24 protein-coding genes are annotated in these 26,914 nt (G+C 62.2%); 12 read left to right on the top strand and 12 right to left on the bottom strand.

The window, feature by feature from the left end; genetic code table 11:
• Positions 1-35 precede the first annotated feature (35 nt).
• The 5 genes from flgK to DAES_RS05550 all read right to left on the bottom strand — a co-directional run bounded on the left by flgK (position 36) and on the right by DAES_RS05550 (position 6,137).
• Complete coding sequence (flgK, locus tag DAES_RS05570) at positions 36-2,048, bottom strand: flagellar hook-associated protein FlgK (RefSeq protein WP_013514060.1); 2,013 nt, start codon at positions 2,046-2,048, stop codon at positions 36-38.
• A gap of 26 nt (positions 2,049-2,074) precedes the next feature.
• Complete coding sequence (locus DAES_RS05565; protein ID WP_013514059.1) at positions 2,075-3,622, bottom strand: flagellar hook protein FlgE; 1,548 nt, start codon at positions 3,620-3,622, stop codon at positions 2,075-2,077.
• A 37-nt stretch (positions 3,623-3,659) separates the two neighbouring features.
• Positions 3,660-4,337, bottom strand: coding sequence for a flagellar hook assembly protein FlgD (locus tag DAES_RS05560; RefSeq protein ID WP_013514058.1), 678 nt, complete (start codon positions 4,335-4,337; stop codon positions 3,660-3,662).
• The gene (locus DAES_RS05555) at positions 4,334-4,939 is read right to left on the bottom strand and encodes an RNA polymerase sigma factor (RefSeq protein ID WP_157864813.1); all 606 of its coding nucleotides are present in this window, start codon (positions 4,937-4,939) and stop codon (positions 4,334-4,336) included. The genes DAES_RS05560 and DAES_RS05555 overlap by 4 nt, the downstream gene beginning before the upstream one ends.
• Before the next feature lie 340 nt (positions 4,940-5,279).
• Positions 5,280-6,137, bottom strand: a complete 858-nt coding sequence (locus DAES_RS05550) for a flagellin N-terminal helical domain-containing protein (RefSeq protein WP_013514056.1) — start codon at positions 6,135-6,137, stop codon at positions 5,280-5,282.
• 252 nt (positions 6,138-6,389) lie between these two features.
• On the opposite strand from DAES_RS05550, the gene DAES_RS05545 reads away from it, so the two are divergent.
• From DAES_RS05545 to DAES_RS05530, 4 genes are read left to right on the top strand one after another with little or no spacing between them, the layout of a single operon-like run.
• Positions 6,390-7,100, top strand: a complete 711-nt coding sequence (locus DAES_RS05545; protein WP_013514055.1) for a response regulator transcription factor — start codon at positions 6,390-6,392, stop codon at positions 7,098-7,100.
• Positions 7,101-9,026 (top strand): TonB-dependent receptor plug domain-containing protein, encoded by a 1,926-nt coding sequence (locus DAES_RS05540; protein ID WP_013514054.1) that lies wholly within the window; start codon positions 7,101-7,103, stop codon positions 9,024-9,026.
• Positions 9,014-9,568, top strand: a complete 555-nt coding sequence (locus DAES_RS05535) for a YfiR family protein (protein WP_013514053.1) — start codon at positions 9,014-9,016, stop codon at positions 9,566-9,568. The genes DAES_RS05540 and DAES_RS05535 overlap by 13 nt, the downstream gene beginning before the upstream one ends.
• A complete protein-coding gene (locus DAES_RS05530; protein WP_013514052.1) occupies positions 9,558-11,093 on the top strand; it encodes a sensor histidine kinase in 1,536 nt (511 codons plus the stop codon). Before DAES_RS05535 ends, DAES_RS05530 begins: the two co-directional genes overlap by 11 nt.
• Before the next feature lie 57 nt (positions 11,094-11,150).
• Here the strand turns inward: DAES_RS05530 and DAES_RS05525 are convergent, their stop codons facing one another.
• The 3 genes from DAES_RS05525 to DAES_RS05515 form a co-directional block, all read right to left on the bottom strand.
• Entirely contained in the window at positions 11,151-11,888 is a 738-nt protein-coding gene (locus tag DAES_RS05525) for an ABC transporter permease (RefSeq protein ID WP_013514051.1), read from the bottom strand.
• On the bottom strand, positions 11,885-12,895 hold the full coding sequence (locus tag DAES_RS05520; RefSeq protein ID WP_013514050.1) for an ABC transporter ATP-binding protein: 1,011 nt from the start codon (positions 12,893-12,895) through the stop codon (positions 11,885-11,887). The genes DAES_RS05525 and DAES_RS05520 overlap by 4 nt, the downstream gene beginning before the upstream one ends.
• A 145-nt stretch (positions 12,896-13,040) precedes the next feature.
• Positions 13,041-13,364: an ArsR/SmtB family transcription factor gene (locus tag DAES_RS05515; protein ID WP_013514049.1), complete on the bottom strand. Its 324-nt coding sequence runs from the start codon at positions 13,362-13,364 to the stop codon at positions 13,041-13,043.
• A 238-nt stretch (positions 13,365-13,602) separates the two neighbouring features.
• On the opposite strand from DAES_RS05515, the gene DAES_RS05510 reads away from it, so the two are divergent.
• Together DAES_RS05510 and DAES_RS05505 are read left to right on the top strand one after the other, a co-directional pair.
• Positions 13,603-14,010 (top strand): response regulator, encoded by a 408-nt coding sequence (locus DAES_RS05510; RefSeq protein WP_013514048.1) that lies wholly within the window; start codon positions 13,603-13,605, stop codon positions 14,008-14,010.
• Between the two features lie 31 nt (positions 14,011-14,041).
• Entirely contained in the window at positions 14,042-15,673 is a 1,632-nt protein-coding gene (locus tag DAES_RS05505; RefSeq protein ID WP_013514047.1) for a SulP family inorganic anion transporter, read from the top strand.
• A gap of 70 nt (positions 15,674-15,743) precedes the next feature.
• Here DAES_RS05505 and DAES_RS05500 read toward each other — a convergent pair whose 3' ends face one another.
• Both DAES_RS05500 and DAES_RS05495 read right to left on the bottom strand, forming a co-directional pair.
• Positions 15,744-16,205, bottom strand: a complete 462-nt coding sequence (locus DAES_RS05500; protein ID WP_013514046.1) for an arsenate reductase ArsC — start codon at positions 16,203-16,205, stop codon at positions 15,744-15,746.
• Between the two features lie 123 nt (positions 16,206-16,328).
• A complete protein-coding gene (locus tag DAES_RS05495; RefSeq protein ID WP_013514045.1) occupies positions 16,329-19,028 on the bottom strand; it encodes a cation-transporting P-type ATPase in 2,700 nt (899 codons plus the stop codon).
• Between the two features lie 422 nt (positions 19,029-19,450).
• Here DAES_RS05495 and DAES_RS05490 point away from each other — a divergent pair, with 422 nt between their 5' ends.
• The 6 genes from DAES_RS05490 (at position 19,451) to DAES_RS05465 (ending at position 25,404) form a co-directional block, all read left to right on the top strand.
• Positions 19,451-20,896 (top strand): sigma-54 interaction domain-containing protein, encoded by a 1,446-nt coding sequence (locus DAES_RS05490; RefSeq protein ID WP_013514044.1) that lies wholly within the window; start codon positions 19,451-19,453, stop codon positions 20,894-20,896.
• 4 nt (positions 20,897-20,900) lie between these two features.
• Positions 20,901-21,239 (top strand): NifB/NifX family molybdenum-iron cluster-binding protein, encoded by a 339-nt coding sequence (locus DAES_RS05485; RefSeq protein WP_013514043.1) that lies wholly within the window; start codon positions 20,901-20,903, stop codon positions 21,237-21,239.
• A gap of 215 nt (positions 21,240-21,454) precedes the next feature.
• Positions 21,455-21,838, top strand: coding sequence for a response regulator (locus tag DAES_RS05480; RefSeq protein WP_013514042.1), 384 nt, complete (start codon positions 21,455-21,457; stop codon positions 21,836-21,838).
• A 25-nt stretch (positions 21,839-21,863) separates the two neighbouring features.
• Positions 21,864-22,379 (top strand): CBS domain-containing protein, encoded by a 516-nt coding sequence (locus DAES_RS05475; RefSeq protein WP_013514041.1) that lies wholly within the window; start codon positions 21,864-21,866, stop codon positions 22,377-22,379.
• Between the two features lie 32 nt (positions 22,380-22,411).
• A complete protein-coding gene (locus DAES_RS05470) occupies positions 22,412-23,887 on the top strand; it encodes an SLC13 family permease (RefSeq protein ID WP_013514040.1) in 1,476 nt (491 codons plus the stop codon).
• Positions 23,888-23,982: 95 nt separating this feature from the next.
• A complete protein-coding gene (locus DAES_RS05465; protein WP_013514039.1) occupies positions 23,983-25,404 on the top strand; it encodes a transferase in 1,422 nt (473 codons plus the stop codon).
• Between the two features lie 90 nt (positions 25,405-25,494).
• Here DAES_RS05465 and DAES_RS05460 read toward each other — a convergent pair whose 3' ends face one another.
• Positions 25,495-26,193 (bottom strand): response regulator transcription factor, encoded by a 699-nt coding sequence (locus DAES_RS05460; RefSeq protein WP_013514038.1) that lies wholly within the window; start codon positions 26,191-26,193, stop codon positions 25,495-25,497.
• Positions 26,194-26,437: 244 nt separating this feature from the next.
• Positions 26,438-26,914, bottom strand: coding sequence for a Crp/Fnr family transcriptional regulator (locus DAES_RS05455; protein ID WP_013514037.1), 477 nt, complete (start codon positions 26,912-26,914; stop codon positions 26,438-26,440).

The following is a 26,914-nucleotide window of genomic DNA, read 5'->3' as shown; positions in this document are numbered from 1 at the left end:
TGCCTTTTTGATTCGTTGCGGCCAATGCCGACCGGCTAGACAATGTCCAGAACCGTATCCATCATGGTGCGGGTGACGGTCATGATCTCGGCGGCGGCCTTGAACGCCTGCTGGTACTTGAGGAGATTGATCAGCTCCTCGTCCACATTGACCTCGCTGGCCGAGGCCTGCTGCTGGTAGTAGTAGTCGACGGAGGTCTGGGCGTAGGTCAGCTTGAGCTCTGCCGAGGACGCTGCGGCGCCCACCCCGGCCACAAGGCTGGCCAGATAGCTGGTCAGGCTCGTGTTCTTGTCCCCCACGCCCACCTTGGAGTCGGAGAGGGCCGCCAGGAGCGTGGCTATGTCGTTGTTGCCCGAGGAGACCAGCCCGTCGCTGCCCACCGCGCCCGCGTTGATGCGCGAGGTGTCCTCGGCAACGGCGCTGGCTATGGCGATGGTGTCGGCGTCGATGCCGCTGAAGAAGGTGTTCACCCCAAGTGCAGCCATGAGCCCGGTGGAGTCCGACGCAATCTCGAAGCCCGTGTCCGAGCCCGCGCTCAGAACGAACTGCCCACTTGCGTTGATGCTTGCGGTCAGCTCGCCGCCAAAGGCGGTGTTGATCTCGGCCATGAGATCGTCCAGCGAGTCCGTGGCCGGATCAAAGCTGATGATGGCCGAGGTGGAGACATTGCCGTCCGAATCGTAGGTGACCAGCGAAAAATCCCCCGCCGTGACGTTGTCGGCAAAGTGCAGGCCGCTGTTGGACAGGAGCGCGCCCGAATCCTCCACCGTGTAGCTGCCGGTCAGGGTCTCGTGGTGGTCGAGGCCCGCGCCCGTGGAATGGACAGCGTTGACCTCCCAGATGATGGACTCGGACAGGTCGTTCAGAGAGTCGAGGGTCGGCGTGACCACGTCATCGCGCACGTTGAACAGCCCGGCCAGGGAGCCGCCGGAGGTCCGACCGTTGACAGCCGTGCCGCTCGAATCGGTCATGGGCGTGATGTTCACCAGAGAGCCGTCGCTCTTCTCCCAGTAGAGGCCGGACTTGGGCACGATGGTGTAGGTGTCGCCCACGGCGTGGTCCGCGCTGCCGCCCTCAAACCATATCTCGATGCCCGCGATCTCGACCGGGGCGGCCTCGTCCCCGGCGATGTAGAGCATGGTTTCGCCGTTCTCGTCCGTGATCCAGGTCTTGCCGCCGTCGAGCGACGCCTTGAACTGGGCGGTACCGTCCGCGCCCGAGCTGACGAACTTGAGGAGCACCTCCTCGCTCGACGTGCCCGAGTAGGCCAGCTCCCCGTCGTAGTCCGAGGCGCGCACCAGGGCCGAGGTGGCAGTGGCGTCGCCGTAGACGAGGGAGTGGGTCTCGGTCCCGTCCACGAGGCTGTAGCCTTCGTCCGTGAGGATGGTGACCATGCCGTTCTCCTGTTCGATGGTCTGCACGCCGATGATGGCGTTAAGTTCCCGGATCATCTGGTCGCGATCCGATATGAGCTGGTTGTTGTCGGGACTCGCCGCGATGGATGCGTTGGCTACGGCTATATCCGCGATGAGCTGGTTGGCCGAACTGACCGCGTCCTCGATCTCGGTGTTGATGGCCGCTTCCATGGTCTCAAGTCCATCCGCCGTCGAGTTGAGCGCATAGACAAGGGTCTCGGCGATGCCGAGCAGATCCTCGCGGGCCGAGAGCGAATCCGGATCGGTGGTCAGGGCATTCCAGGCGTCGAAGAAGTCGGTCAGGGTCTCGCTCAGACCGCCCTCTGCCTGGTTGAGCAGCGAATCGAGCTGGTTCAGATAGGTCAGGGCCGCGCTCTCCCGGTTCAGGTCCGCCGAGGCGTCGAGGTACTGGGCCTCGACGAACTGATCTTTGAGCGAGATGATGGAGGTGATGTTCGCCCCGGTCCCCACGGACAGGCCGTATATCGAGATCGAGTAACTGGTCTCGTAGGCGGCCTCGGTGCGCTGGTAACCTTCGGTGTCCGCGTTGGCGATGTTGTTCGACGCGTTGTTGATGGACACCTGGGCGTTTTTCAGGGCGCTTGACGCCAGGTTGTACAGGCTGGTGAGCATGAATGACCTCCTTCAAATCCGACCAATTACCGCTTCATACTGATGGCGGCGGAGAGCAGGGTGTCAGCCGTGGTGATGACCTTGGCGTTGGCCTGGTAGGCTGCCTGGAGGATGATCAGCTTGGTCAGCTCGGTGGCGGTGTCCACGTTGGACTGCTCCAGAGAGTTGGAGGCGATGGTGCCGAACCCGGCGGAACCGGGCGTGCCGATGAACGCCTGCCCCGATTCGGTGGTGGCCGAGTAGAGATTGCTGCCCTGAGAGCTCAATCCCTGGGTGTTGGTGAAGTTAGCCAGGGCGATGGTGTAGAGTTCCTGGGTCTGGCCGTTGGTGTATTCGCCGGAGAGCACGCCGTTTTCGTCAATAGCCACGTTGATGAGCACGCCCGGAGCGTAGCCGTCCTGGGACAGGCTGTAGGTGGCCGAACTCAGCGAGGTGCTGGTGGTCGTGGTGGTTTGCACTACGCCGTTGTTGAAAGCGGGCAGATCGCCGACCGCCGTGGTCGGGGTGAAATCGGCCAGCGAGGAGATGCCGCCCGAGGTGTCCCAGCCCGTGCCTGTGGTGTTGGTGTTGGCCATGCCGAGATTGAGGGCTATGGGCTGATCCTCGTCCGCCCCCGTGAAGTTGGCGGAAAAGACCGGGAAGCCGTCCGCGTCGAAGTCGGCCAGAACCCAGTTTTCAGCGGCCAGCGGGTCGGTCAGATTGGTCGGCGTGTCCGAAAGGGTGAAGGCCGTCATGGACACGATGTCGCCCGACGAACTGAAGGTGACGGTGCCGGTCATGAGCATGCCCGCGCCGCTGGTGGCGTTCATCTCGGTCCCGTTGAAATCGCGGTTGTCCTCGCTGCCGTTGCAGGTGACTACGTATTCCCAGACAATGGTCCCGTCGTCGGTCTCGACCGGGTCGAAGTAGACGGTCACATCATGGGCCGAGCCGTTCTCGTCAAAGACGCTGATCGTGGTGGAATAGGCATAGGCGGAGTCGCCAAGGGCAGGGTCGGCGGTGCCGTCGTAGGCCTCGAACAGGGCCGCGTAGGGATTGGTAGCCGAGGTCGTGTGATCGGTCTCGGTGGAATCAAGGTTGAGCGAAAAGCCGACCTCAGATGTCGCGTTGGGCGGGGACTGGGACTGATCGATGACGATGTCCGTCAGGGTGCCCTCAATGGAGCCGTCGTTCATGGCCCAACCCTGGACCTTGTTGCCGTGGGCATCCTCCAGATAGCCTTCAGTGTTGAAGGTGAAGTTGCCTGCCCTGGTGTAATAGGTGTTGCCCGTGTCCGGGTCGATCACCACGTAGAATCCGTTGCCGTTGATGGCCACGTCCGTGGCCGAATTGGTGGACTCGTAAGATCCCTGGGAATAGTCAGTATTGACCGAGGCCACGGTCACGCCGTTGCCCACCTGGCCGACGCTACCGCCGGCGTAGACCGTGCTGTAGAACACGTCCTCAAAGGTGATGGACGAACTCTTGTAGGCAGTGGTGGTGGAGTTGGCCAGATTGTTGCTGACCACCGAGGTGGCCTGGCTCTGGGCCTTGAGTCCGGAGATGCCGGTGTACATTGATCCTGTGATACTCATATCAAACCTCCTTGTATTGCAGACAAATGTTGACGCGTTATGTGGTGACGAGGGTCACGTCGCTCAGATTCACGGTGCGACCATCGTCCAGGATGAGAACTACGCCGTCGCTGGTGGTGCTGATGCCCGCCACGGTGCCCGTGGTGGTGGTGCTGACATCCACCGAGTCGCCGTTGCTGTCCTCGGCAGAGATCGCGACGTAATAGGTGCCGTCGGCCACCTCCGAACCGTCGGAATCGAGCCCGTCCCAGGTAAAGGAATAGCTACCCGCTTCAAGGGCGCTCAGGGTCTCGGTGTCGACGATAGTGCCGCTTGAGTTGTAGATGTTGACGGTCACTGACTCGGCGGCGTCGTCGAGGGTGAGGTAGAGGTCGGAGATGTCGTCGCCTGACTTGCTTAGGGAGTAGCCCGAGGCCTCCACTTCCTTGCCCAGGTAGCTGATGGCGCTGGTGGTCGAGGACGCGCTCAGACTCGATGTCAACTCGTCGAGCTTGTCTTCGATGCTGGTTAGCGACTCAAGCTGGGAGAACTGGGTCATCTGGTTGACCATTTCCGTGTTGTCCACCGGCTCGGTCGGATCCTGGTACTGCAACTGGGTGATGAGCAGATTCAGAAAATCCATTGATCCCAATGAGGTGCTGGCCGTACTCGTGTCCGCCGTCTCCGAGGACGCTGTCAGCAGGGACTCGTAATAGCTGGTCGTTTCAACGGTCATGACACTTTCCTCCGTGTCTCTTTCGCGCCTTGGTCCACGCCCTGATCCGTGCTGGCCCGCGCGGCGGTTTTGAAATGTCTGCGCAGTCTCTCCAAAGCCTGGAACTTGATGCTCCTGGCGGTCATGGGCGATATGCCGAGCTTTGCCGCGATCTCGCCCGCTTCCATGTCGTCCTTGAAAAACAGGGCGATCACTTCCTCCTGCCTGTCCGTGAGCACTCCGGCTGGCAGAATGAACACGGGCTGCTCCGCGCCCAGGTCCGTGGACTCTTCCGGCTCGTCACTCCACTCGCCAGTCTCCCAGCGCAGCTTCCTTCTGTAGTAGTCAATTGTCATGGTCCGGCAGATAATATTGAGCCATGTCAAAAACGAACTCTTCTCGTTGTTGTACTTATAAATGTAGTCATTCCTGATGATCTTCATCGCAATTTCTTGATATATGTCATCAATATCGTCACGATTGACTTTCAAATGCTTGGCTGAAGAGAATGCATGTATGAATTTAAATATTACACGAGAATATTTTTCAAAAAAATCTGCATACGAAAGATCAATAATGTTAGCCTGTGTATGGAGTGTTGTTGAACAAGTAAGCGTCTTCATGCCCTGAATTGAGCAACCAGCATGCCGTGCAACATTGGTTTTGAATCAATATTTGTCTACTTGCATTCAGACGAAAGAAATGAATGACCATGAATCTTTCGAATTTATTCAGGACGCAGAGACGTCCTTGAGAAAACTTCATGAAAAAAGTCGGCATTTCAGGATGCTGTGCGGGCGTGGGACCAACTGCGGGGGCGGCGGGCAATGCCGGGCGGCGGGCTGAGCAAGCGGCGGGCAGGATTTTCCCAGGCGCGACCTGCAACCTTTTCCACGCCTGGAGCGCTATTGTAATCAGGGAGGCCAGGCCCGGCGAAACCGGACCTGGCCATGTGTTGGAGGGCTAGCCGATGAGGGACAGGGCCATCTGCGGCAGCGAGTTGGCTTGGGAGAGCATGGAAACAGCCATCTGGGTGATGATCTGCTGCTTGGTGTACTCGGTCATCTCGGTGGCCACATCCACGTCCGAGATGCGGGATTCGGCGGCCTGGAGGTTCTCGGCCTGGATTTCCAGGTTGGAGATGGTGGCTGACAGCCGGTTCTCCATGGCGCCCAGGTTGGCGCGGACCTTGTCCTTGGAGGTGATGGCGTTGTCGAGCGCCTCCAGTGCTGCCTGGGCAGATGCCTGGGTGGAAACCGTGGCGCCAGCCACATTCTCGCCGACGCCGATGCCGACGCCCAGCGCCTCGGCGCTGCAATCGTCGATGGTCACGGCATACTTGTCCTCGGCCTCGTCGTTACCGGTGCCGAAGTGGATGGTCATGCCCGTCCCGCCCAGGTTGCCATTGAGCAGGTGGATGCCGTTGAAGTCCGTGGCGCTGGCGATACGGGTGATTTCCGAGGCCATGGCCTGATACTCGTCGTCGATGATCTGCCGCTGGCTGTCTGTGTAGGTACCGGTGGACGCCTGCTCGGCCAGTTCCTTCATCCGAATGAGCTTCTCGTCGACCACGCTCAAGGCGCCGTCAGCGGTCTGGATCATGGAGATGCCGTCATTGGCGTTGCGCACACCCTGGTTGATGGTCGCGACGTCCGAGCGCATCAGTTCGCGAACTGCCAGCCCGGCCGCATCGTCTGAGGACGAGTTGATGCGAAGGCCGGAAGACAGACGCTCCGTAGACGTGCTCAGCGCGCTGTAAGAGGTGTTCAGGTTGCGGGCCGCATTGGCTGCCATCATGTTGTTGTTGACGACTAAAGACATGTGTTCCTCCTTGAATGGTTCTGCATCCATGCATTTGCCTCACCCACCGCGAGTGAGGCTTTATGACCATTTATACGGAGCGAATCACATGTACCGTTTACGCAGGGCAAATTTTTCCTGCATCAAAAAATTAACCAATGCTTAATAGATTCATACAAAATTTACATTTCACAACAATCTTTACATTTCTTAACAATATAACAGTTCAATTATTGATGATGAATCTTTACCATTCATTCAAAGGAGTCCGTTATGAATAAGGTTCTATTGATTGACGACGACCCGGAACTGGCAGAACTCCTGGGCCGCTACCTGGAAGGTGAAGGCTTTGCCCTGGACGCCACCTACAACGGGGAATCCGGCCTGGCCCAGGCCAGATCGAACGAATACTGCCTGATCATTCTCGATGTCATGCTGCCGGACACCAGCGGCTTCAACGTCCTGTCGAGGCTCCGGGGGGATTCGGCTGTACCCGTGATCATGCTGACCGGGCGCGGCGAGGAGATCGACCGCGTGGTGGGGCTTGAGATGGGCGCGGACGACTATGTGTCCAAGCCGTTCCCCCTGCGCGAGCTGCTGGCCCGGATGCGCGCCGTGCTGCGCCGCGTCGGCCCGGAGCGAGGCGATGGCGACCCCCAGCAGCCCCCCCGACCACAGGGGGACATCAAGGTGGGCGAGATTCTCATCAACCGGGGGGCGCAGCAGGTGACCCTGTCCGACGCGCCGGTGCATCTGACCTCAACTGAATTCGGCCTGATAGAGCAGCTCGCCCTGAACCTGGGCAACATCGTGCAGCGCGAGGATCTCATGGAAAAGGCGCTGGGGCGCGACACGGATTTCGACGACTATGTGCTCAATGTGCACATGAGCAACCTGCGCCGGAAACTGGGCGGCCACGCCAGCATCAAGACCATTCGCGGACGCGGCTACCTGCTCGCCGTGCCACAGGCCGGAGCGGTCTAGATGCCGGGCCGGGGCAGGGGACTTCTGGCTGGGCTTCTGCTCCTTGGACTGCTGCTCCTTGTGGCCATGTCCGTCACCTCTGCTGCAGCGGACGACCAGCGGCTGGAGGACCTCGACCTCAAGGAACTGATGGAGGTCGAGGTGGTCACGGCGTCACGCCGGGCCGAACCCCTGAGCCAGGTGGCTGGGGCAGTCACCGTGCTCTCCGAGGAGGATATATTCCGCTCCGGGGCCACCACCATCCAGGAGGCGCTCAAGCTGGTGCCGGGTGTCCATGTGGCCCAGACCGACACCGACAAATGGGCCGTGGGCATCCGGGGTTTCAACGGCATGCTCGACAACAAGCACCTTGTGCTCATCGACGGACGGCCCGTCACCTCGTCCGCAGCAGCCGGGGTGTACTGGGGCGGCAGCGGCGTCCCTCTCAGCACGGTCAAGCGCATCGAGGTGGTCCGGGGGCCGTGGACAAGCCTGTGGGGGGCGGATTCCTTCACCGGGGTCATCAACGTCATCACCAAAACGGCTGCCGAGACTCAGGGCAACCAGAGTGTGACCATGCTCGGCACCACCGGCTTCGAGCAAACGCTGCGCACCGGCGACACCCTGGGCGACGAAGGCCACTACAGGATGTACGCCAACGGCGCCTACCGCACCGGCAGCTGGCTCTCCGGCAACTCCGGCCAACGGGGGTCGAGCGACTGGAAGCAGGGCCGCACCGGCTTCAGGGCGGACTGGACCAACGCCTTCACCGACGCCCTCTCCCTCCAGGGCGAGCTGACCGGGGCGCGCATCGACGACAGTGCGGCAAGCACGCCCCACATCCATGACCCAAAATCCACCAACACCTACACCGGCTACGGCCAGTTCTCCTGGGACAGGGCCCTGGGCCTCGACTCAAGCGTCAGCTTCCGCACTTCGTACACACGCGAGCAGACATCCATCGGCGACCTCGAAGGGGTGCTCAACACGGCGGACGCCGAGGTCCAGTACGCGGCGGAGCAGGCCGGAGCGCATCGCTTCACCCTTGGCGCGGGCACCCGCTACAACTGGGACGAGTTCACCAACGGGCGGGCCGTGTCCATCGACATGAAGGACCCGGATTATTACGAGGTCAACGCCTTTGTGCAGGACAAGATCACCCTGTCGCCCAGGCAGTTCTTCCTGATCCTCGGCTCCAAGTTCGACTATTTCGGCCAGGGCCAGCTTGAGGTGCAGCCCACGGCCCGGCTGCTCTACACCCGCACCGACAACGAATACTGGCTGGCCATCTCGCGCGCCGTGCGCGCCGACTCGCGCTGGCAGCGCGACGGCAGCTACCGGATCAGACAGCACGGCGTCGAATACACGGTCGTCGCCCCCGGAAACCTGGGTACCGAAAAAATGATCTCCTACGAAGCGGGCTACCGCCACACCGCCTCGCGCGACCTGAGCCTGGACCTGTCCCTGTACGTCAACGACTACGACCACCTGACCAAGCTCGAATTCGACGACACGTCGATGACGGCCACCTTTGCCAACACCCTGCGCGGCACGGCCTACGGCATGGAGGCCCTGCTCAACTGGCGCGCGGCGGACTGGCTGACGCTGCGTCCCTCAATCAGCCTCATCGACCAGCGCGTCTACGGCATGGACAAGGCCCCCATGGGCGACTCCATGCCGGAGAACGGCACCCAGGGCGAGCTCAAGCTCCAGGCCCTGACCACGCCGTGGGAGGGCGTCGGCTTCGATCTCCTGGCAGGCTACATCGACAGCCCGACCAATCCCCGCGTGCCAGGCTTCTTCACCCTGGACGCCCATACCTCGTGGCGGGCCACGGACGCCCTGCTCATCGAGCTCATCGGCCGCAACCTCACCGAACCGCATGCGCAGTTTTCACCGCTCAAGGTCGGCCCCAGTGTCGATCTGAGGATTACATGGGATTTCTAATGGATACGGGCAAGGGCCTGTTCGTGGCGGCACTGCTCGCCGCACTCCTGCTCACCCCGATTCCGGCCCTGCCCGGCTCATCGCCGCGCACGGCCACGGGCGACCAATTACGAGCCCTGTTCGTCCAGCGGCTGGTCAGGTACGTCACCTGGCCTGAGGATGCCGCTCCCGCCGACGGCGAACCGGTCATCGTGGCGGCCACCGACGCCGAGAGTCTGCGCCCCTACTTCGACGATGCCGGGGACAGCGGCGGCTTCAGGCTCGTGCAGTGGCCTGTGGACACCTGTCATGTTCTGGTCCTGGCGGGCGCGCCGGACCGGTCCGCGGCGGCCATCCTGCAATGGGCCTCCAGGCGCCCGGTTCTGACTGTCGGCCAAAGCCCGGCCAGCCTGCGCATGGGCGCGGTGGTCAATCTTTTCCTGTCAGACGGCAAGCTCAAGCTGGAGATCAACCCGGAGGCCGCCGAGCGGGCGGGCCTGGACATCAGCTCCCGGCTGCTGGGACTGGCCAGGATATACCACGGGGGCGACAATGCACGATGACCGCTTCACCCCCCTGGGCCGCAAGCTGGTGGCCGCCATTCTCGGCACGTCGCTGCTGGCGCTGGTGCTGGCCTTTGCCCTGAACCTGCTCTTTGCCATCCACTCCCATGAACGCGAGGCGGCCCAGCGGGCGCGCTCGCTGACAAGCCTCATGGCCTCATCCCTGGCTGCGGCAGCGGACTTTGACGATCCCGACGCGGCCACCGAGGATCTGGCCGCCCTGGCCCTGATCTCCGAGGTTTCCGGGGCAGCGGTCTATGTGGACGGGAACGTCCTGTTCGCCGCCTATGGCGAGCCGCCCCCACTCCCAGACCAAGCCCAGGCTCTGCGTAATGGCGAGCCGGTGGTCGAGATGCACCTGTCGAGCCTGACCGTGATCCGGCCCGTGGCCTCGGCCTCGCCCGGCAGCTGGCTGGTGGTGACCGTGTCCCTGGCCGACCAGTGGGCGGCCATGTGGCGCTCCCTGCTCATCGCCCTGCTCATCATGGCGGGTGTCTTCGCGGTCTGCATCCGGGTGGCGATCCGCTTCCGGCGGCGGCTGACCGACCCGCTGACCGAGCTTGGCCGCGCCGTGGCCGACATCACCCTGAACGAGGACTATGCAAGGCGGGTGGAGTATCGCAGCGACGACGAGATCGGCATGCTCGTGGTCGGGTTCAACGCCATGCTCGAAAAGATCGGACAGCGCGATGCCGAACTGCGCGGCCACCGCCAATACCTGGAGCAGATGGTGGAAGAACGCACTCGGCAGTTGGAGATCAGCGGCCAGGAGCTGGAGCGCAAGAACCTGATGTTGGAGGCCGAGATACGGCGCAGGACCAAGGCCGAGATGGTCCGCGACGAGGTGGAGCGCATCAACCGGCACGACCTGAAATCGAGCTTGAGCCTGGTCATCGGCTACCCGGAGCTGCTCTTGACCGAGGGCGGGCTGAACGACCAGCAAGTCAAGAGCGTCAAGCGCATCCGCGCGGCTGGCTACCGGATGCTCGACATGATCCGCAACCATCTCGACATGTTCAAGATGGAGCACGGCATCTACTCCCTGCGCCAGAAGCCCGTGGACCTTGTGGAAACCGCCTGCGCCCTTGAGGAGGAATTCGCCCCCCTGCTCGCCAGCCTGGGCGTGTCGCTGAACATCGAGCTGGACGAGGCCGAGGTGGTCGGCGTGGAGCAGTTCGCCGTCCGGGGCGAGGAGCCGCTGCTGCGAGCCATGCTCAGAAACCTGATCCAGAACGCCATCGAGGCGTCCAACCGGGGCGGCTTGGTCCTCATGCGCCTGGAAAACGGCCCGCGCAAGCGGGTTTCGGTCTACAACCAGACCCCGGTGCCAGCCGAGATCCGCCACCGGGTCTTCGACAAATACGTCACCCACGGCAAGGAGAACGGCACCGGCCTTGGCACCTACTTTGCCGCACTCATCGCCCGTACCCACGGGGCCAACATCGTCATGCGCACGGATGATCAGGCCGGAACCCTGATGACCGTGGTCTTCAGGGACGCCGGCCCCGGCATGCCCCGGCGCTGACGCCTGGGCCGCTCTGGCGCGGGTGGCACCCCAAAGAGGCCTCTGACCGGGTACGGTTCAGGCGATCCAGCGCTTCCTGATGTTGCGCAGGCTGAGCAGGAACAGGCCGAGACAGAATACGCCGAGAATGGCCAGATCAACGGCATACGGCAGCAGATGATCGCCGTGGACCGCCCCGTGAAGCACATCCGCCCCATACGTCAACGGAAGCGCGAAGGAGAGCGGCTTGAGGAACACGGGCAGCCCGCTGATGGGGAAGAAAAGCCCGCACAGGAAGATCATGGGAAAGCGGAAGAAGTTGGAAAAGGTCTGGGCCTCGAAGACCTCGCTCACGGCCACGGCGATGAACAAGCCGAGAAAGGCCGAGGCCACGGCGATCAAAACCACGGCGGGCACGAACACGGACCACGCCACATGGGACAGATCCATGAGAAAGGCGGCCATGATCACCGGCACAAAGGCGTTGGCAATGCCGAAGAGGATCGCCCCGCTCGTCTTGGCCAGCATCAGCAGCTCAAAGGGGAGCGGCGCCAGGAGCAGCCGCTCGAACGAGCGGTTCTTCTTCTCGAAGGTCACGGTCACGGCCAGCATGGAGGTGGTGCCGAACAGGATGGACACGGCCACCACGCCGGGCAGCACCGAAGGCACGCTCTCCAGCCCCTGGCCTGAGCGGATGAAGAACATGCCGGTCCAGGCCAGGGGAAAGAGCAGCCCCCAGCTGATGTTGGGCGGCTTCATGTAATAGGTGCGCATGTCCTTGACCAATATGTTCCAGAACGCAATCCAGCGTTTCATCGCGGGCCTCCCGATTTTTCCTTTTCGCCGCGCATGGCGTCGGCCTCGATGCCGGTGATGGAGACAAAGACATCCTCAAGACTCGGCCTGATCCTGCGCGCCTCGGACACCTCAAGCTCCTGCTCCTCCAGAAACCGCACCAGCGGCCCGACGCGTACCGGGCCGTCGCCTTCCACACGGATCGCCCCGGACTCGAAGGAGCCGAAATGGAGATCAGGAAACGCGGCCCTGAGCCGGGCCGAAATGGCGTCATGCCCGCCACCCGCGCCTTTGTCGAAACCGTTTTCGCACGCGATCTGGACCACATGCCGATCCAGGATTGGCTGCACCAGATTGGCCACGGTATCCACCCTGACGATGCTGCCCGCCAGGATGAAGGCGATGCGGTCGCACAGCCGCTCCGCTTCCTCGATATAATGGGTGGTCAGGAACACGGTGGTCCCGGCCTCGTGCAGTTCGGCGATGAGCTGGCGCAGATGTCGGGCGCTGGCCACGTCGATGCCCGTGGTCGGCTCGTCGAGAAAGAGAATCCTCGGCCTGTGGATGATCCCGGCGGCGATGGTCAGCTTGCGCTTCATGCCCTTGGAATATCCGGCGAACTTGCGCCCGGCGGCCTGGGTCAGGCCAAAGGCTTCCAGCAGTTCGTCCGCCCGCTCCCGGCGCTCGGCCTTGCCCATGCCATAGAGCGCGGCGCAGAAGCACAGGTTGTCGTAGCCGCTCAGCTCGGGGTACAGGTTGCTCTCGTCCGGGACCACGCCGATGAGGTGCTGGGCCGCCCTGGGATGCCTGACGCAATCAATGCCGTCGATGACGATGGACCCGGCATCGGGCCGGGCCAGCCCGGTGAGCATGTTGATGGTCGTGGTCTTGCCCGCCCCGTTGGGACCGAGAAAGCCGAACAACTCGCCCGGCGACACCGTGAAGTCCACCTGCCTGACCGCCTGCACCTCGCCAAACCGCTTGGCCAGCCCGCGCACCTCGATGGCGGCTCCGTTTTCAGCGGACATGGCCGCCCCCTTCCTTCCATCCACAGGGACGTCCCGCGTCAACCACGCCCTTGCGGCGATGATGCATGCTCATGGCAACCTCCGGCTCAATTGATTAAGTTACTGCGCACAGACTTTGAAAATCGGCAAAAAAAGAGAAGGCCGACTACCCGTCCGTCCCGGCAAGACTCCTGGCAACGCGCTCGCGCACGCCATCGGCCTGCAAAACGCTCCCGGCGATGCGGGCCCATTGGGCCAAAGTGTCGGGATTGATCCGGTAGTGGACATGGTAGCCCTGCTTGTCGGCGATGACCACCTCTGCGTCGCGCAGCACCCTGAGATGCTGCGACACCGCCGCAGGGGTGATGGCCAGAGACCGGGCCAGCGCATTGACGCACAGCGACCGCTGCTTGAGCAGCTCGATGAGCCGCACCCGCGACTCCACGGAAAGAACCTTGAAAACCCGCGCCGCCTTGTCCGGTTGCACCATGACACGCTCCATCTGTTTAAGTCACTGCGCGGATACAATGAGCAAGGATCAATCCCGTGTCAAGTAACGTCATCCAGACTCGTCTCCCTGAGCAGGCATCGACGATGGGTCCATGCCTGCAAGACATGCTGAAAAGCTCGTTCCTGGACCTGTTACCCATTCCCTTTGAATCGCATTTAAGATACTGGGCATGAACAGACACAGGATTGTCTTTTTTTCACTCCCGGAGGTTGAACGCATGGCCGTGAACATATTGCTGACGGATGACGAAGAAGGGTTTGTCGACGCCGTTGCCCGCCGCCTGGATAAACGCGGCTACACCATACATCAGGCCCACAGCGGACGGACGGCCCTCGAAGCCTTGAACCAGGGCGTGGAGATGGATGTCGTGGTGCTCGACGTGCGCATGGCCGGCATCGACGGGCTGGAAACCCTGCATCTGATCAAGACCTCGCACCCGGATGTGGAGGTGATCATGCTCAGCGCGTATGGCACCCCCCTGTGCGTCACCGAGTGTCGCCGCTGGGGGGCACGGGCTTTCCTGAACAAACCCGTGGAGCTGGACGCTCTGATCAAGGCCATCGACGAAGCGGCTGAAGCCGCCTCGGCCCGAAGGGAAAAGAAAGCACACCAAGCCGACCGCTGACAGGCCGACTGCATAACAAGGAATCCCCCCCATGCGTAGGGTCATTTCGCCAGCGCATCTGCGCGGCGATATATTCGGCGGGCTGACGGCGGGCATAATAGCCCTGCCGCTGGCCCTGGCTTTTGGCGTGGCAAGCGGCGCGGGAGCGGCAGCCGGACTCTACGGAGCCATGGTGCTCGGCTTTTTCGCGGCGGTCTTCGGCGGCACCCGCACCCAGATATCCGGCCCCACAGGCCCCATGACCGTGGTCACGGCCTCCGCCGTGGTCCTCTTTCACGGCGATTTCCAATCGGTGTGCATGGTTGTCATCCTGGCCGGGCTCATGCAGATCGGCTTTGGCCTGTGCCGCGTGGGCGGCTTTGTCCGGTTCATCCCCTATCCCGTCATATCCGGATTCATGACCGGCATCGGCGTGATCATCATCCTGCTCCAGCTCGGTCCCATCCTGGGCAGTCCGGGTGCCAACTCGCCGATCATGGCCGTGGTCAATCTGCCGGCGGCCCTGGCCGACATCTCCCTGCCCAGCCTGCTGCTGGCCGCGGCCACCATGCTCATCGTCTTCAAGGTGCCGCCGCGCATCTCCCTGGTGCTGCCTTCGCCGCTCATCGCCCTGGTCTGCATGACCCTGGTCGCCTGGGGCTTCGACCTGCCGGTCAGCACCATCGGCGAAATACCCATGGGCTTGCCCGAATTCAACCTGCCGTCCATCGATCTCTCCCTGTGGAGCCACATAGCCGGAACAGCCCTGGCGCTGGCCCTGCTCGGCACCATAGACTCTCTGCTCACCTCCATCGTGGCCGACTCCCTGACCAAGGAGCGGCACGACTCCAACCGCGAACTCATAGGCCAGGGCATCGGCAATGCCGTCTGCGGCCTGGTGGGCGGCCTGCCCGGCGCGGGCGCGACCATGCGCACCGTGGTCAACATCAACGCGGGCGGACGCACCCGGCTTTCGGGCGTGGTCCACTCCCTGCTGCTCCTGGCCGTCATCCTGGGGGCAGGCCCCCTGGCCTCGCACATCCCCCTGGCTGTGCTGGCGGGCATTCTCATCAAGGTCGGGGTTGACATCCTCGACTACCGGCTGCTCAAGATCATTCGCCAGATTCCGCGCGAGGACATGGCCGTCATGCTGACGGTCTTCGGCATCACCGTGTTTGTCGATCTCATCGCGGCGGTGGCCATCGGCGTGACCCTGGCTGCGGTCATGACCACCTGGCGCATCTCGCGCCAGACCAGGATCAGCATTTCCGGCACCGACAGCACAGCCGAGCTCACCACCCTTGAGCGCGACATCCAGAAAGCCAGCAGCTTCCGGATTCGCGTCATGAACATCAACGGACCGTTTTTCTTTGGCACCGCCTCCCAGATGGCGGACAAGGTCGAACGGCTGCTCGGCACCCGCATCGTGGTCGTCAACTGTATGCAAGTACCCTTCATCGACATCTCCGCCGTCTTCGCCCTGACCGAGATGATCGAAAGGCTCCAGGCAACCGGCATCAAGGTCATCATCGCCCTGCACGAAGAAATCCACCAGGACATGACCACCCTCGGCGTGGTCCGGCTGGTGGGCAAGAACAACGTCTGCCTGAGTCACGGCAGCGCCCTGCAGATAGCCCTGCACCTGCTTGAGGAGGAAGACGACAACAAACCCCTCGCGGCCTGAGGCGCGCCCGGCCCTCTGCCTCGGGCCACGCCCTACCGCCTGCGGCCCGGAATGGTCCGGGCCCGAAAAGTCATTGTCTGATGTGGTGCATCAGATCGCCCTCGCCGCCTGCCCGCACCCACGCGACAAACCCCTTGACCGCCTCCCTGATCTGGTCACGGATACCCCTGAGCTGGGCCAGCTTTTCCTCGCGCGTTCCTTCCAGTTTTGACGGATCGGCAAAGGGGATGTGGAGACGGCGCACCAGGCCCGGATAGATCGGACACTGCGCCTCGTCAGCATCGCTGCACACGGTGATCACGTAGGAAAATACCCTGCCCTGCCTAAAGAGGTCAAAGGCGGACTGCACACCCTTGCTGCTCAGGTCCACCCCTTCCTCGCGCATGACCTCAACCACCAGCGGATTGATGCTGGTGGGTTCAAAACCCGCGCTCTGCGCCTCGAACTCCCCGTTGCCGAAAAGATCGAGGTATGCCTCGGCCATCTGGCTGCGCGCGCTATTGTGAACACAAATGAAAAGCACCTTGTCCATGATCTTCTCCATATTCGGTCTGTTGAGGTGTGGCCTGTCAGGCAACTCTGCGTCCTCCCGCCAACACGGCAGAGGGCGCCATCCAGTGCATCGCGGGCCTGTGACGACCCGTTGGACCCGGATTTACACGTCCGAGGCGGTGCGTTTCTTGTCTGCCTCCACCAGCAGGAAGGCAGCCACCCCGCACAGGGTGATCTTGAGCCAGTCGAGCAGCCCGATGGGCGTACTGGAGAACAGGGTGTTCATGACCGGGGCATAGGTGAACAGCAGTTGCAGGGTCATCATGATGACAAAGCCGCCGATGACCCACAGGTTGGTCCCAAGCCCCAGGGCAAAGGGCGACCGTTTGAAGGAGCGCGCGTTGAACAGGTAGAAGCCCTCAATGACGACAAAAACGTTCACGGCAATGGTGCGCGCCTTTTCGGGCGAGGAGCCGCTTAATATCTCCCACTTGAAGAGGCCGAAGGCGCAGACAAGCAGCAACAGGCTGACCAGCCCGATCCGGCGCAGGATGACCCGGTCCAGGATAGGCTTGTCCGGCCTGTGCGGCGGGCGCTCCATGATGCCCGGCTCCTTGGGCTCGAAGGCGAGCATCATGCCCAGGCAGCCCGCGGTGGTCATGTTGATCCACAATATCTGCACCGGAAGGATGGGCAGTGCGGTATTGAAGAGGATGGCGAACAGGATGACCAGCCCCTCGCCCGCGTTGGTGGGCAGGGTCCAGGCGATGAACTTGATCAGGTTGGCGTAGACGCCCCGCCCTTCCTCCACCGCTGCGGTGATGGTGGCGAAGTTGTCGTCCGTGAGCACCATGTCGGCGGCATCCTTGGCCACATCCGTCCCGGTGATGCCCATGGCGATGCCGATGTCCGCCTGCTTGAGCGCCGGGGCGTCGTTGACGCCATCGCCGGTCATGGCGCAGATCTCGCCCCTGGCCTGAAGGGCCATGACCAGACGCAGCTTCTGCTCCGGCGAAACCCTGGCAAAGACCGGCACACCGCCGACCTTCTCGATCAGCTCCTTGTCGCTCAATGCGGCGATCTCCCTGCCGGTCAGCACCGGGCAGTCGCGGCCAAGGGTGCAGTCACGGCCGCTCAGGCCGAGCTGGAGCCCGATGGCCTCTGCGGTGAGCGCGTGGTCGCCAGTGATCATCTTGACGGAGACGCCCGCCTTCTGGCAGGCCGCGACCGCCTTGATAGCCTCCTCCCTCGGCGGGTCGATCATCCCCTGCAACCCGAGGAAATCCATGCCCAGGCAGGCGTCCGCGCGCTCTATCCCGCTGCCTGCGGGCAGAACCTTCCTGGCCAGGGCAAGCACCCGGAGCCCTTTGGCCGCCATGCGCCGCTGCTCCTCCAGGATGACATCGGCATTGAGCGCGGCCACGTCCCCGGACGGGGTCATGCTCGCTGCGCTGCATTCGACGATCCTCTCCACCGCACCCTTCATGTAGACGATCACATGGTCGCCCTGGTCATGCACGGTGGCCATGTACTGCCACTCGGACTCGAAGGGCAGTTCGTCCACCCTGGGCCGGGCCGACATCTCGGCACCGAGCTCAAGGCCGAGCTTGGCCGCCGAGACAAGCAAGGCCCCCTCGGTGGGGTCTCCCTCCACGGATAGTTGGCCGTCCTTGCTCCGTATCCTGGCGTCGTTGCACAGCAACCCTGCGCGCAGGCACTCCTCCAGGGCCTTGCTGGCACGGGCGTCGCCGCCGTCCTGGGCGACGATCTCCCCCTCGCTGCCATAACCTGTGCCCGAAACATCGTAGCCCATCCCGCCGCTGAAGATGCTCTGCACGGTCATCTGGTTTTCGGTCAGGGTGCCGGTCTTGTCCGAGCAAATGACCGTGGTGCCGCCCAGGGTTTCCACGGCGGGCAGCCTGCGGATGACCGCCTTGCGCTCGGCCATACGCGACACGCCAAGGGCCAGGATGATGGTCACCGCCGCAGGCAGTCCTTCGGGGATGGCACCCACGGCCAGGGCCACGGCAGCCATGAAAATATCGCTCAAGGGCTCGGAACGCATCAGGCCGAGGAGAAAGGCCAGACCGGCCAGGGCCAGGATGGCGATGAGCAGGAGATGACTGAAACGGGTGATCTTGCGGGTCAGCGGGGTTTCCAGCTCGTCCGCCGAATCGATGAGGCCCGATATGCGCCCGATCTCGGTCAGGTTGCCCGTGGCCACGACCACGCCGCGCCCCTGGCCGAAGCTGACCAGCGTGCCCGCATAGGCCATGCAGCGTCGGTCTGCCAGCACCGCGTCCATGGGACTGGCAGCCGGGTTCTTTTCCACGGGCACGGATTCGCCGGTCAGGGTGGACTCGTCCACCCTGAGTTCCTTGACCGAAAGGATGCGCAGGTCCGCCGCAACCTTGTCGCCGGACCTGAGTAGGACGATATCCCCTGGCACCAGTTGGGACGCGGCAAGACGCACCGGCTCCCCGGCGCGGAGGGCGACCGCCTCCACGCGCATGCTCGCCGAAAGGGACTGGAGCGCCTTGATCGCCTTGGCCTCCTGAAAATAGCCGACCAGGGCATTGACGAGAACCACGCCCATGATGACAAAGGAATCCACCCACTCGCCCAGGAGGGCGGTGACCACGCCCGCCGCGATAAGGATATAGACCAGAGGCTGGTGGAACTGGAGCAGAAAACGCTCAAGGGCGGTCTTGGAACGCTTTCCCGTGATGACGTTCTCGCCGAAACGCTTGAGCCGCTGCTCGGTTTCAAACTGATCAAGGCCGGTTTTCGGATCAACCGAAAGCAACGCAGCCACTTCGTCGCCTTCCCGATAATGCCAATGCTTCTCCAGCAGATTCGCCATACAATCTCCCAAGGGTTGCGGCTCCTTGCCCCGGCCACGCTGCGCGCATGGCGGGATATCTCATTGAGCCCAGTGTACTGATCCGGTCCCCACCGTCAAGTGACAAACCGGCGACGCTTCCGCGACGCGCCCAGTTGCCCACCTGCTGCCAAGTTTATGCAGGGGCTATCGGCGATACCAGACAGGGTGCGGACACGCCTGCCTCGCCTGGGCGGGAACACGGTGTTCCTATTCAGTCATAAGCAGGACAAGAATACCATCAACGACCCCATGGTCAAGAGATTGCGGAAGTCGATCCGTCAGGACCACGCCATCACGGCTCCGTGTGCGCGCCTTGTCTTTTGGTGCTTGTTTCATTATGATTCAATCTGATCCGCGCCTGCGCGCCGAGATGTAACATTTCACCCCGACAGGCGTGTCCCATGCCCACCCTAGACCCGACACAGCTCGCCGCCCTGCTGCCAGACACGGACAGCCTCTCGGCCATGCTCGACGAGCTGCCGCTTGGCGTGGCCGTGATGGATGCCGCGGGCATCCTGCTGCTGGTCAACAAGACCTACGAGACCCTCACGGGCGTGGACCGCAACCGGGTGCTGGGGCTCCAGTGCCTGCACAGCCTGCGCTGCGACTACTGCATGGGCGACTGTCCGGTCATGACCGGGTGGAAAAAGCTGGGGGCGGTCGGCGTCGAGGCCAACCTCGTCAGCCGCGAGCGCAGCAAGATCCAGGTGCGCCTGACCGTGGCCCCCCTGCTGGACGAGGAGGGGAGCCTGCGCGGCGCGGTGGAGACCATCACCTCGCGGACCACCCACACCCTCAACAGCGTGGCCACGGGCGTTTTCGGGCTGGGCGATCTGGTGGGGCGCAGCCCCCAGATCGAGAAGATCTTCGCCATGGTTCCCTCCATTGCCCAGACCGACTCGTCGGTGCTCATCACCGGCGAGACAGGCACCGGCAAGGATCTGCTGGCCGAGGAGATCCACAACGCGTCGGCCCGCAGCGACGGCCCCTTTGTCAAGGTCAACTGCGGCGCGCTGCCCGACACCCTGCTCGAATCCGAGCTCTTCGGCCACACCAAGGGCGCTTTCACCGGCGCGGACCAGAACAAGCCGGGCCGTTTCCGCATGGCCCACGGCGGCACCCTGTTCCTGACAGAGATCGGCGACCTGCCCTTGGCGCTCCAGGTCAAGCTGCTCTCCTTTCTCGACGACAAGGTGGTCTATCCCCTGGGCAGTTCCAAGGGCTTTCATACCGATGTCCGGGTCGTGGTCGCCACCCATCGCGACCTGGAGGCCATGGTCCGCCAGAAGCTGTTCCGCCAGGACCTGCTCTACCGGCTCAACGTCATCCGCCTGCACCTGCCGCCCCTTCGCGAGCGCGGCGGCGACATCCCCCTGCTCCAGGACCACTTCCTGAAAAAGCTCCAGACCCGGTTCGGCAAGAAGGTCGAAGGGTTCTCGGACAACGCCAAGACCCTGCTCAAGGCGTACCCCTATCCGGGCAATGTTCGCGAACTGCGCAACCTCATCGAATACGCGGTCAACTTCTGCGACGGCAAGCTCATCCTCACCCGGCACCTGCCCGGCTATCTACTCCACCCGGCAGACCCGCCCCAGCCCGCAGAGTTGGAGCCCACGGCATGGCCCGACGCCTCCGGGCAGTCCGGCGCGCCCGCAGATACGCCCGGCAGGGCCGATGCCCTGCCCCGGACGCCCATGGCCCCGTCCGCCACCTGGACCGACATGGAGCGCGCCATAATCCTCGACGCCCTGCGCAGGGCGGGCGGCAGAAAAAGCCAGGCCGCCGAACTCCTCGGCTGGGGCCGCTCCACCCTGTGGCGCAAGATGAAACACCACGACCTCGGATAGCCCCATGGAAAAAATACTCATCCCACTCATGGACAACGACGTGGCCCCCCGCTTCGACCTCGCCACAGACGTGCTCATCGTCACCATCCCCCGCGAATCCAGCCGCAGGGAAAGCCTGGAGGAAAAGGTCGTGGTCCTGGACCATGCCTCGGCGGAATCCATCTGCCGACTGGCCATCAGCGAGAACGTCAACACCGTCATCTGCGCCGGAATCGAAGGCAAATACCACGATTTCCTCGTGTGGAAAGGCACCAAGGTCATCGACGATGTCTGCGGGCCGGTGGACGCCGTGCTCGACGCCTACCACGACAAGCGGCTTGTTCCAGGAACATACATATACTGACTACGCCGCTTTATTGTGTTTCAAAGTGAAACATATTGACCCGCACTATATGTTTTATTTTGTCTCATTTTGGTTCATTCTCACGCCAGCCACATCGCTAAAATTTCACAACTCATTATTATAGCGTGTAAAAAAAATCGTGGCACACACCTTGCCTATTGCTTGTGAAACAAGTCGCAAACCATGCGCCTGAACACGAGGATGGACCGACCCTGATGAATGTGTTGATAGTTGATGCGGACGAACGCTTCCGGGAAAGCCTGGCAAGGCAGCTTGTCAGGCGCGGAATGACGGTGCAGGCCACCGGAGACCCTGCCGAGGCAAGGCTCATGGCCTGCCGCGAACGGACAGGCGCGGTGCTGGTCGGGCTCTCCAGCCCCAGGCAGACGCTCCTGGCCTTTCTGCGGAGCATCCGTCAGGACTGCCCAGGCAGCGAAGTGATCCTCATCAACCACTCGGGCAACGTTCCCCTGTCCATCGAGGCGATGAAGCACGGCGCGCTCGACGAGGTGGCAGCACCTGTGGATCTCGATGAACTGCTGCAAAAGCTCGACGCGGTTTCGGCCAGACGGGCCAAGGACATCGGGGGTGGTGTATGAAACTTTTTCCCAAGGAAGGAAGATAATGAAAGTCAAAGAGTTGATGACTCCGGTCGGCGAATACACGACGCTCGACACCGGGGCAACGCTGGGCGACGCCGCAGCCGCCCTCTCCACGAGCAAGCACAACGATGTCCTCGTGATCAACGAGCAGGGAAGCCTGGCCGGGATCCTGACCATGACCGACATCCTTGCGGCCCTTGAACCCAGCTACAAGCGGCTCACGGAACACGAGCGCAACGGCGAGACCCTGACCAACAAATACGTGGCCGATATCTTCAAGGAGTTCGGCCTGTGGTCCGACACCCTGAACGAACTGTGCCGCAAGTGTGTAAACATCAAGGTGTCCGAAGTCATGTACGTGCCCGCTGACGTGGAGTACCTCGACGAGGAAGACAACCTCGAATTCGGCGTGCATCACTACATCACCGGCGTGCACCAGCCACTCATCGTCCGCCGCAAGCGCGAGGTGACCGGACTGCTCCGCCTCGCCGATGTCTTTGCGGAAATCAGGAAAAGAATCACCAGCTGCGGCTGCTAACACAATTTTCGGGTTGACCTGAGGAGGTTACCATGGAAGCGGCACACGCCCCGCAATCAAAGTTCGACTGGAGCCGACTGGTGTTCATGCTCACCGGCGTCGCCCTGTTCACGTTGGTCTATTTTTCTCCGGCCTGGCCCGACGCCATCGACCCCACTGGCCAGCATTTCGTCCTCTCCCATGAGGCCAAGGGAGCCCTGGCGGTCTTCCTTCTGGCCGGAACGTGGTGGGTCTTCGAGGTGGTGCCCATCGGCATCACCAGCCTGATGATCGGCATTCTCCAGGTCATGTTCCTCATCCGCCCGGCCAAATCGGCCTTCAAGGACTTCATGGACCCCTCGGTCCTGTTCATCTTCGCCTCCATCATGATCGGCCTGGTCTTCACCAAGACCGGCCTGACCAAGCGGCTGGCCTACAAGATGCTCGACATCGTGGGCGAGCGCACCAGCATGATCTATCTGGGCGTGTTCGTGGTCACCGCCGCCCTGACCCACATCATGGCCCACACCGCCGTGGCCGCCACCATCTATCCGCTGCTGCTGGCCATCTACGCCCTGTACGGCGAGGGCGACAAGCCCACCAAATTCGGCAAGGGGCTGTTCATCGGCATGGCCTATGTGGCGGGCGCGGGTTCCATCGTCACCCTGCTCGGCGCGGCCCGCGGCGCCGTGGCCATCGGCTTCTTCAAGGAGATCGTGGGCAAGGAGGTCGGCTTCTTCGAGCTGTCCTACTACATGGCCCCCATAGGCTGGCTCATGGTCTTCCTGCTCTGGGGCTTCTTCATGCTCGTCTGCAAGCCCGAGAAAGACCGCATCCCCGGCCTGCGCGAAAAGGCCCGCGAGCTCAACGCCCGCATGGGCTCCCTGACCCGCAACGAAATCATGGCCGCCATCATCGTCGGCATCACCATCCTCATCATGAGTCTGCGCGCCTTTGTGCCCGCGCTGGACGCGGTGGACAAGACTGCCATCATCCTGTGCTCCTCGGTCCTCTTCTTCATCTTCAAGATCCTGGACATCAAGGACCTGGAAGACATCCCCTGGAACATCATCCTGCTCTTCGCGGGCGCCATGTCCATCGGCTTCTGTCTGTGGGAGACGGGCGCGGCCAAGTGGATGGCCGTCAACTGGCTGGTCATGTTCCAGGAGGCCAACTGGTTCGTGTTCGTCATGTCCATCGCCTTCTTTGTCATGATCATGACCAACTTCATCATGAACGTGGCGGCCATCGCCATATCCCTGCCCGTGGCCCTGGTCATCGCGCCCTACCTGGGCGTGTCGGCCGAGGTCATCCTGTACGCCTCGCTGGTCACGGCGGGCATGCCCTTCCTGCTGCTCGTGGGCGCGGCCCCCAACGCCATCGCCTACGACTCCCGGCAGTTCACCACCGGCGAGTTCTTCAAGTGGGGCATTCCGGCCAGCATCATGCTCATGGTCGTGGTGGGCCTGGCCTGCCTCGTCATCTGGCCGCTGATGGGCATGCCCATCACCGTGCCTGCCGGGGGCTAGCCAATCGGAACCATCTATGAAATAAAGACAGCTGTCGTACACCTCGTGTACGGCAGCTGTCTTGTCTGCAACACTTCTCATGAGGGAGAGACTCCATGGAAAAGCTTGAAGAACTGCTGACCCACATCACTTCGAGAATCAACATCAACCTCAAGCCCATGGGCATCGACGTGGAGCCGATCCTGAAAAACGCCATCCCGCGCGAAAGACATCTGCTCTACTACGCCTTCTACGCCCTGACCACCGACCACCCCTTGAGCTTCCGCTTCACCAATTCAAGCCTGGGTGGCACCTATTTCCTGGGCAAGACCCTGGTGGACCGCTCTGTGCTCTACAAAAGCGACATCCGCGGCGACGAGCTCAAACGCAAGGGCGACGTGGTGGAGTTCGACGGCATCAAGACCAAGCTCTTCTACAACGAGGTCATCCGCATCATCAACAGCTACCTCGTCAAGACCCTGGTCCACAACTATTCCCACAATCCGGAAATCCCGGAGGTTTTCAAGATCCTGAACACCGTGGCCATGCACTACTCCAACATTCACGGCACCACCACAGAGGGTGTATTCCTCGGCCCCTTTGCCACTGTCGATTTCTCGTACATGCACAACTGCGTGGTAGGCGAATACGCCTATGTCCAGGCCGGAGACCTCTCGCGCCAGGTCATTGAGCCGGGCCGCGTCTGGATCAGATACAACGGCCTCTTCGAGTTCAACTACATCTATCCCGAAGGCGTGCTCAAAAAGTACATCTCCATGGACGAGAACGGCAGCCTGTCCGGCGAGTTCTTCGACCATGTGGACGAGCGCAAGGAAGACTTCCTGCCCATCTACTCGTCCATCAGTCCCGAGCCCTTTGAAGGCAAGGGCGATGGCGCCTACGTCAGCCCCTACGCAGTGCTCAAGGGCAACTGCACCATCGGCGACAATGCCCTGGTGGCCCAGCGCGCCCACGTCGAGGACTCGGTTTTCGGCAACGGCTCGAACGCCCAGGAAAACTGCTACATCATGAACTCGGTTTACGAGGGCCTCGACATCACCGCGCACGGGGCAAAGGTCATCAACACCCGCCTCGGCAACAAGGTCTTTGTCGGCTTCAACTCCTTCCTGCACGGCAAGAAGCCCGAGCATATCACTGTGGGCCGCAATTCCATCGTCATGCCGCACACCATCATCGACTCCGACGAACCCATCGCCATCCCGGAAAACTCCATGGTCTGGGGGCATGTCACTTGCCAGGCTGATCTCGCAACCCAGTGCATGACCCTCGACGCCATGAGTGCGGCCACCGACATCACCATGGGCAACATGACCTTCAAAGGCGACGGCAAGGCGTTCGTCGATGCCTTCAGGGAGCGCATCGAGCATATCCTCGAAGCCAACGGCGCCTACTACAACGGTACGGAAAACACGCGCGGACACGCGCAAAAAACGCAGGACGCCTGCTTCAACATCCTCCAGCCCTTCCAGTCCGGGCCGGAACAGGGGATGTATCCATCTATGACTATTGGAGATTAAACGATAACGCAGGCACTGGAAGCAACAATTCCAAAAGAGAGGGTTTGCACCGCCCGCCCACGGGCAGGGGCAACTTCGTGGCGGAAGACGTTACTTCTGCCTGGTGTCGAGTTCAGGATTCTTGAGTTGGAAGCCCACGCCGCGCTGGGTGTGAAGCAGTTTGCGTTCGTGCCCGTGATCGAGCTTTTTTCGGATGCGGGCAATGTGCACGTCGATGACATTGTCGAGGTTGGTGGCCCTGGTGTCCTCCTGCCAGATGTCGCGTGCCAGCATGTCGCGCGTGACCACCCGGCCCGGATGGCGAAGCAGGTATTCCAGCAGTTCGAACTCGCGCGCCGTCAGAGCGATGGTCCGCCCCCCCCGCGTGACGATGCGGGTGATCAGATCCATGGCCAGATCGCCGCACCGAAGCAGCAGGACCTGATCGGCCCAGCCGCGACGCAACACCACGCGGATGCGGGCAAGCACTTCGGGAAAGGCGAACGGCTTGACGATGTAGTCGTCGGCCCCGGCATCGAGCCCGGCCACCTTGTCCTCGACGCTGTCGCTGCCGGAAATCAGGATCACCGGTGCGTTGATGCCGCGCCTGCGCAGCATCCTGAGGACCTCAAGCCCGCCACGACCGGGCAGGGTCAGATCGAGCAGAACTACATCGAACACCTGCTCGTTGGCCAGGAAAAACCCTTCCTCGCCAGTAACCGCAGCCACGACATCAAACCCTTCGCCCTCAAGCCGCGCCTTGAGGAAGTCAGCGATCTCCCGCTCGTCCTCGACCAGCAATAGTCTCATGGCGCCTCCCAAGCTCATCGGCAAAAAACAATGAAATCCAGCCGCCCGCACTCGGGCCGACAGCATCACGCCTCACCCCTGAGACGCGTGACAACAAAAAGCAGGGCCGCAGCCCTGCTTCCTGCATTCCTGATCATCCCCAGGCCATTGCCCGACCTCGCGTCTGAAGCGCACAGGCAAAGCCTGCTTCGCCAAACAGCAAGACCGTGGGGACATGCCGTCGGGTTCACTCGCCAGCGATCGGTCAGATGCCAAGCTTGCTCACATCGGGATGCGAGGCGAGCACCTGCACAAGCTGATCTGTGCGCAGATCGAGCCGGTCCTTGAGCAGATGAAACAGATTCCAGAGCAAGGGCAGCCCGATCTTGTCCTCGGACTCCAGGATGGCGCGAAGGTCGCTGCCAGAGATGACAGCCACCCGGCAGGCGTCATCGCAGACCACGGAATGCTGCCTGGACTGCTCGGGAAACAGGGCGGTCATGCCAAAGCAGTACCCGACCTTGATCACGCCGAGGATGACGGTCACCCCTTCCTTGTTCTCCACTTGGAGTTGCGCCTTGCCCTTCAGGAGAAAGTAGAAATTATCCGCCGGGTCGCCTTTCTGGTAGACGACCTCCCCCTTGGCGTAGTCCTTGGGCTGGACCTCGCGCCGGAGCCTTTCGATCAGCTCCTCCGAGACGTTTTCGAGAATATTGAACTGGCTGCTATTCAAAGACTTCAT

It is taken from the genome of Pseudodesulfovibrio aespoeensis Aspo-2, assembly GCF_000176915.2.
Taxonomy (GTDB): Bacteria; Desulfobacterota; Desulfovibrionia; order Desulfovibrionales; family Desulfovibrionaceae; genus Pseudodesulfovibrio; species Pseudodesulfovibrio aespoeensis.
Note: the sequence above shows the minus strand (reverse complement) of the source record. Positions and strands in the feature narration are given on the sequence as shown.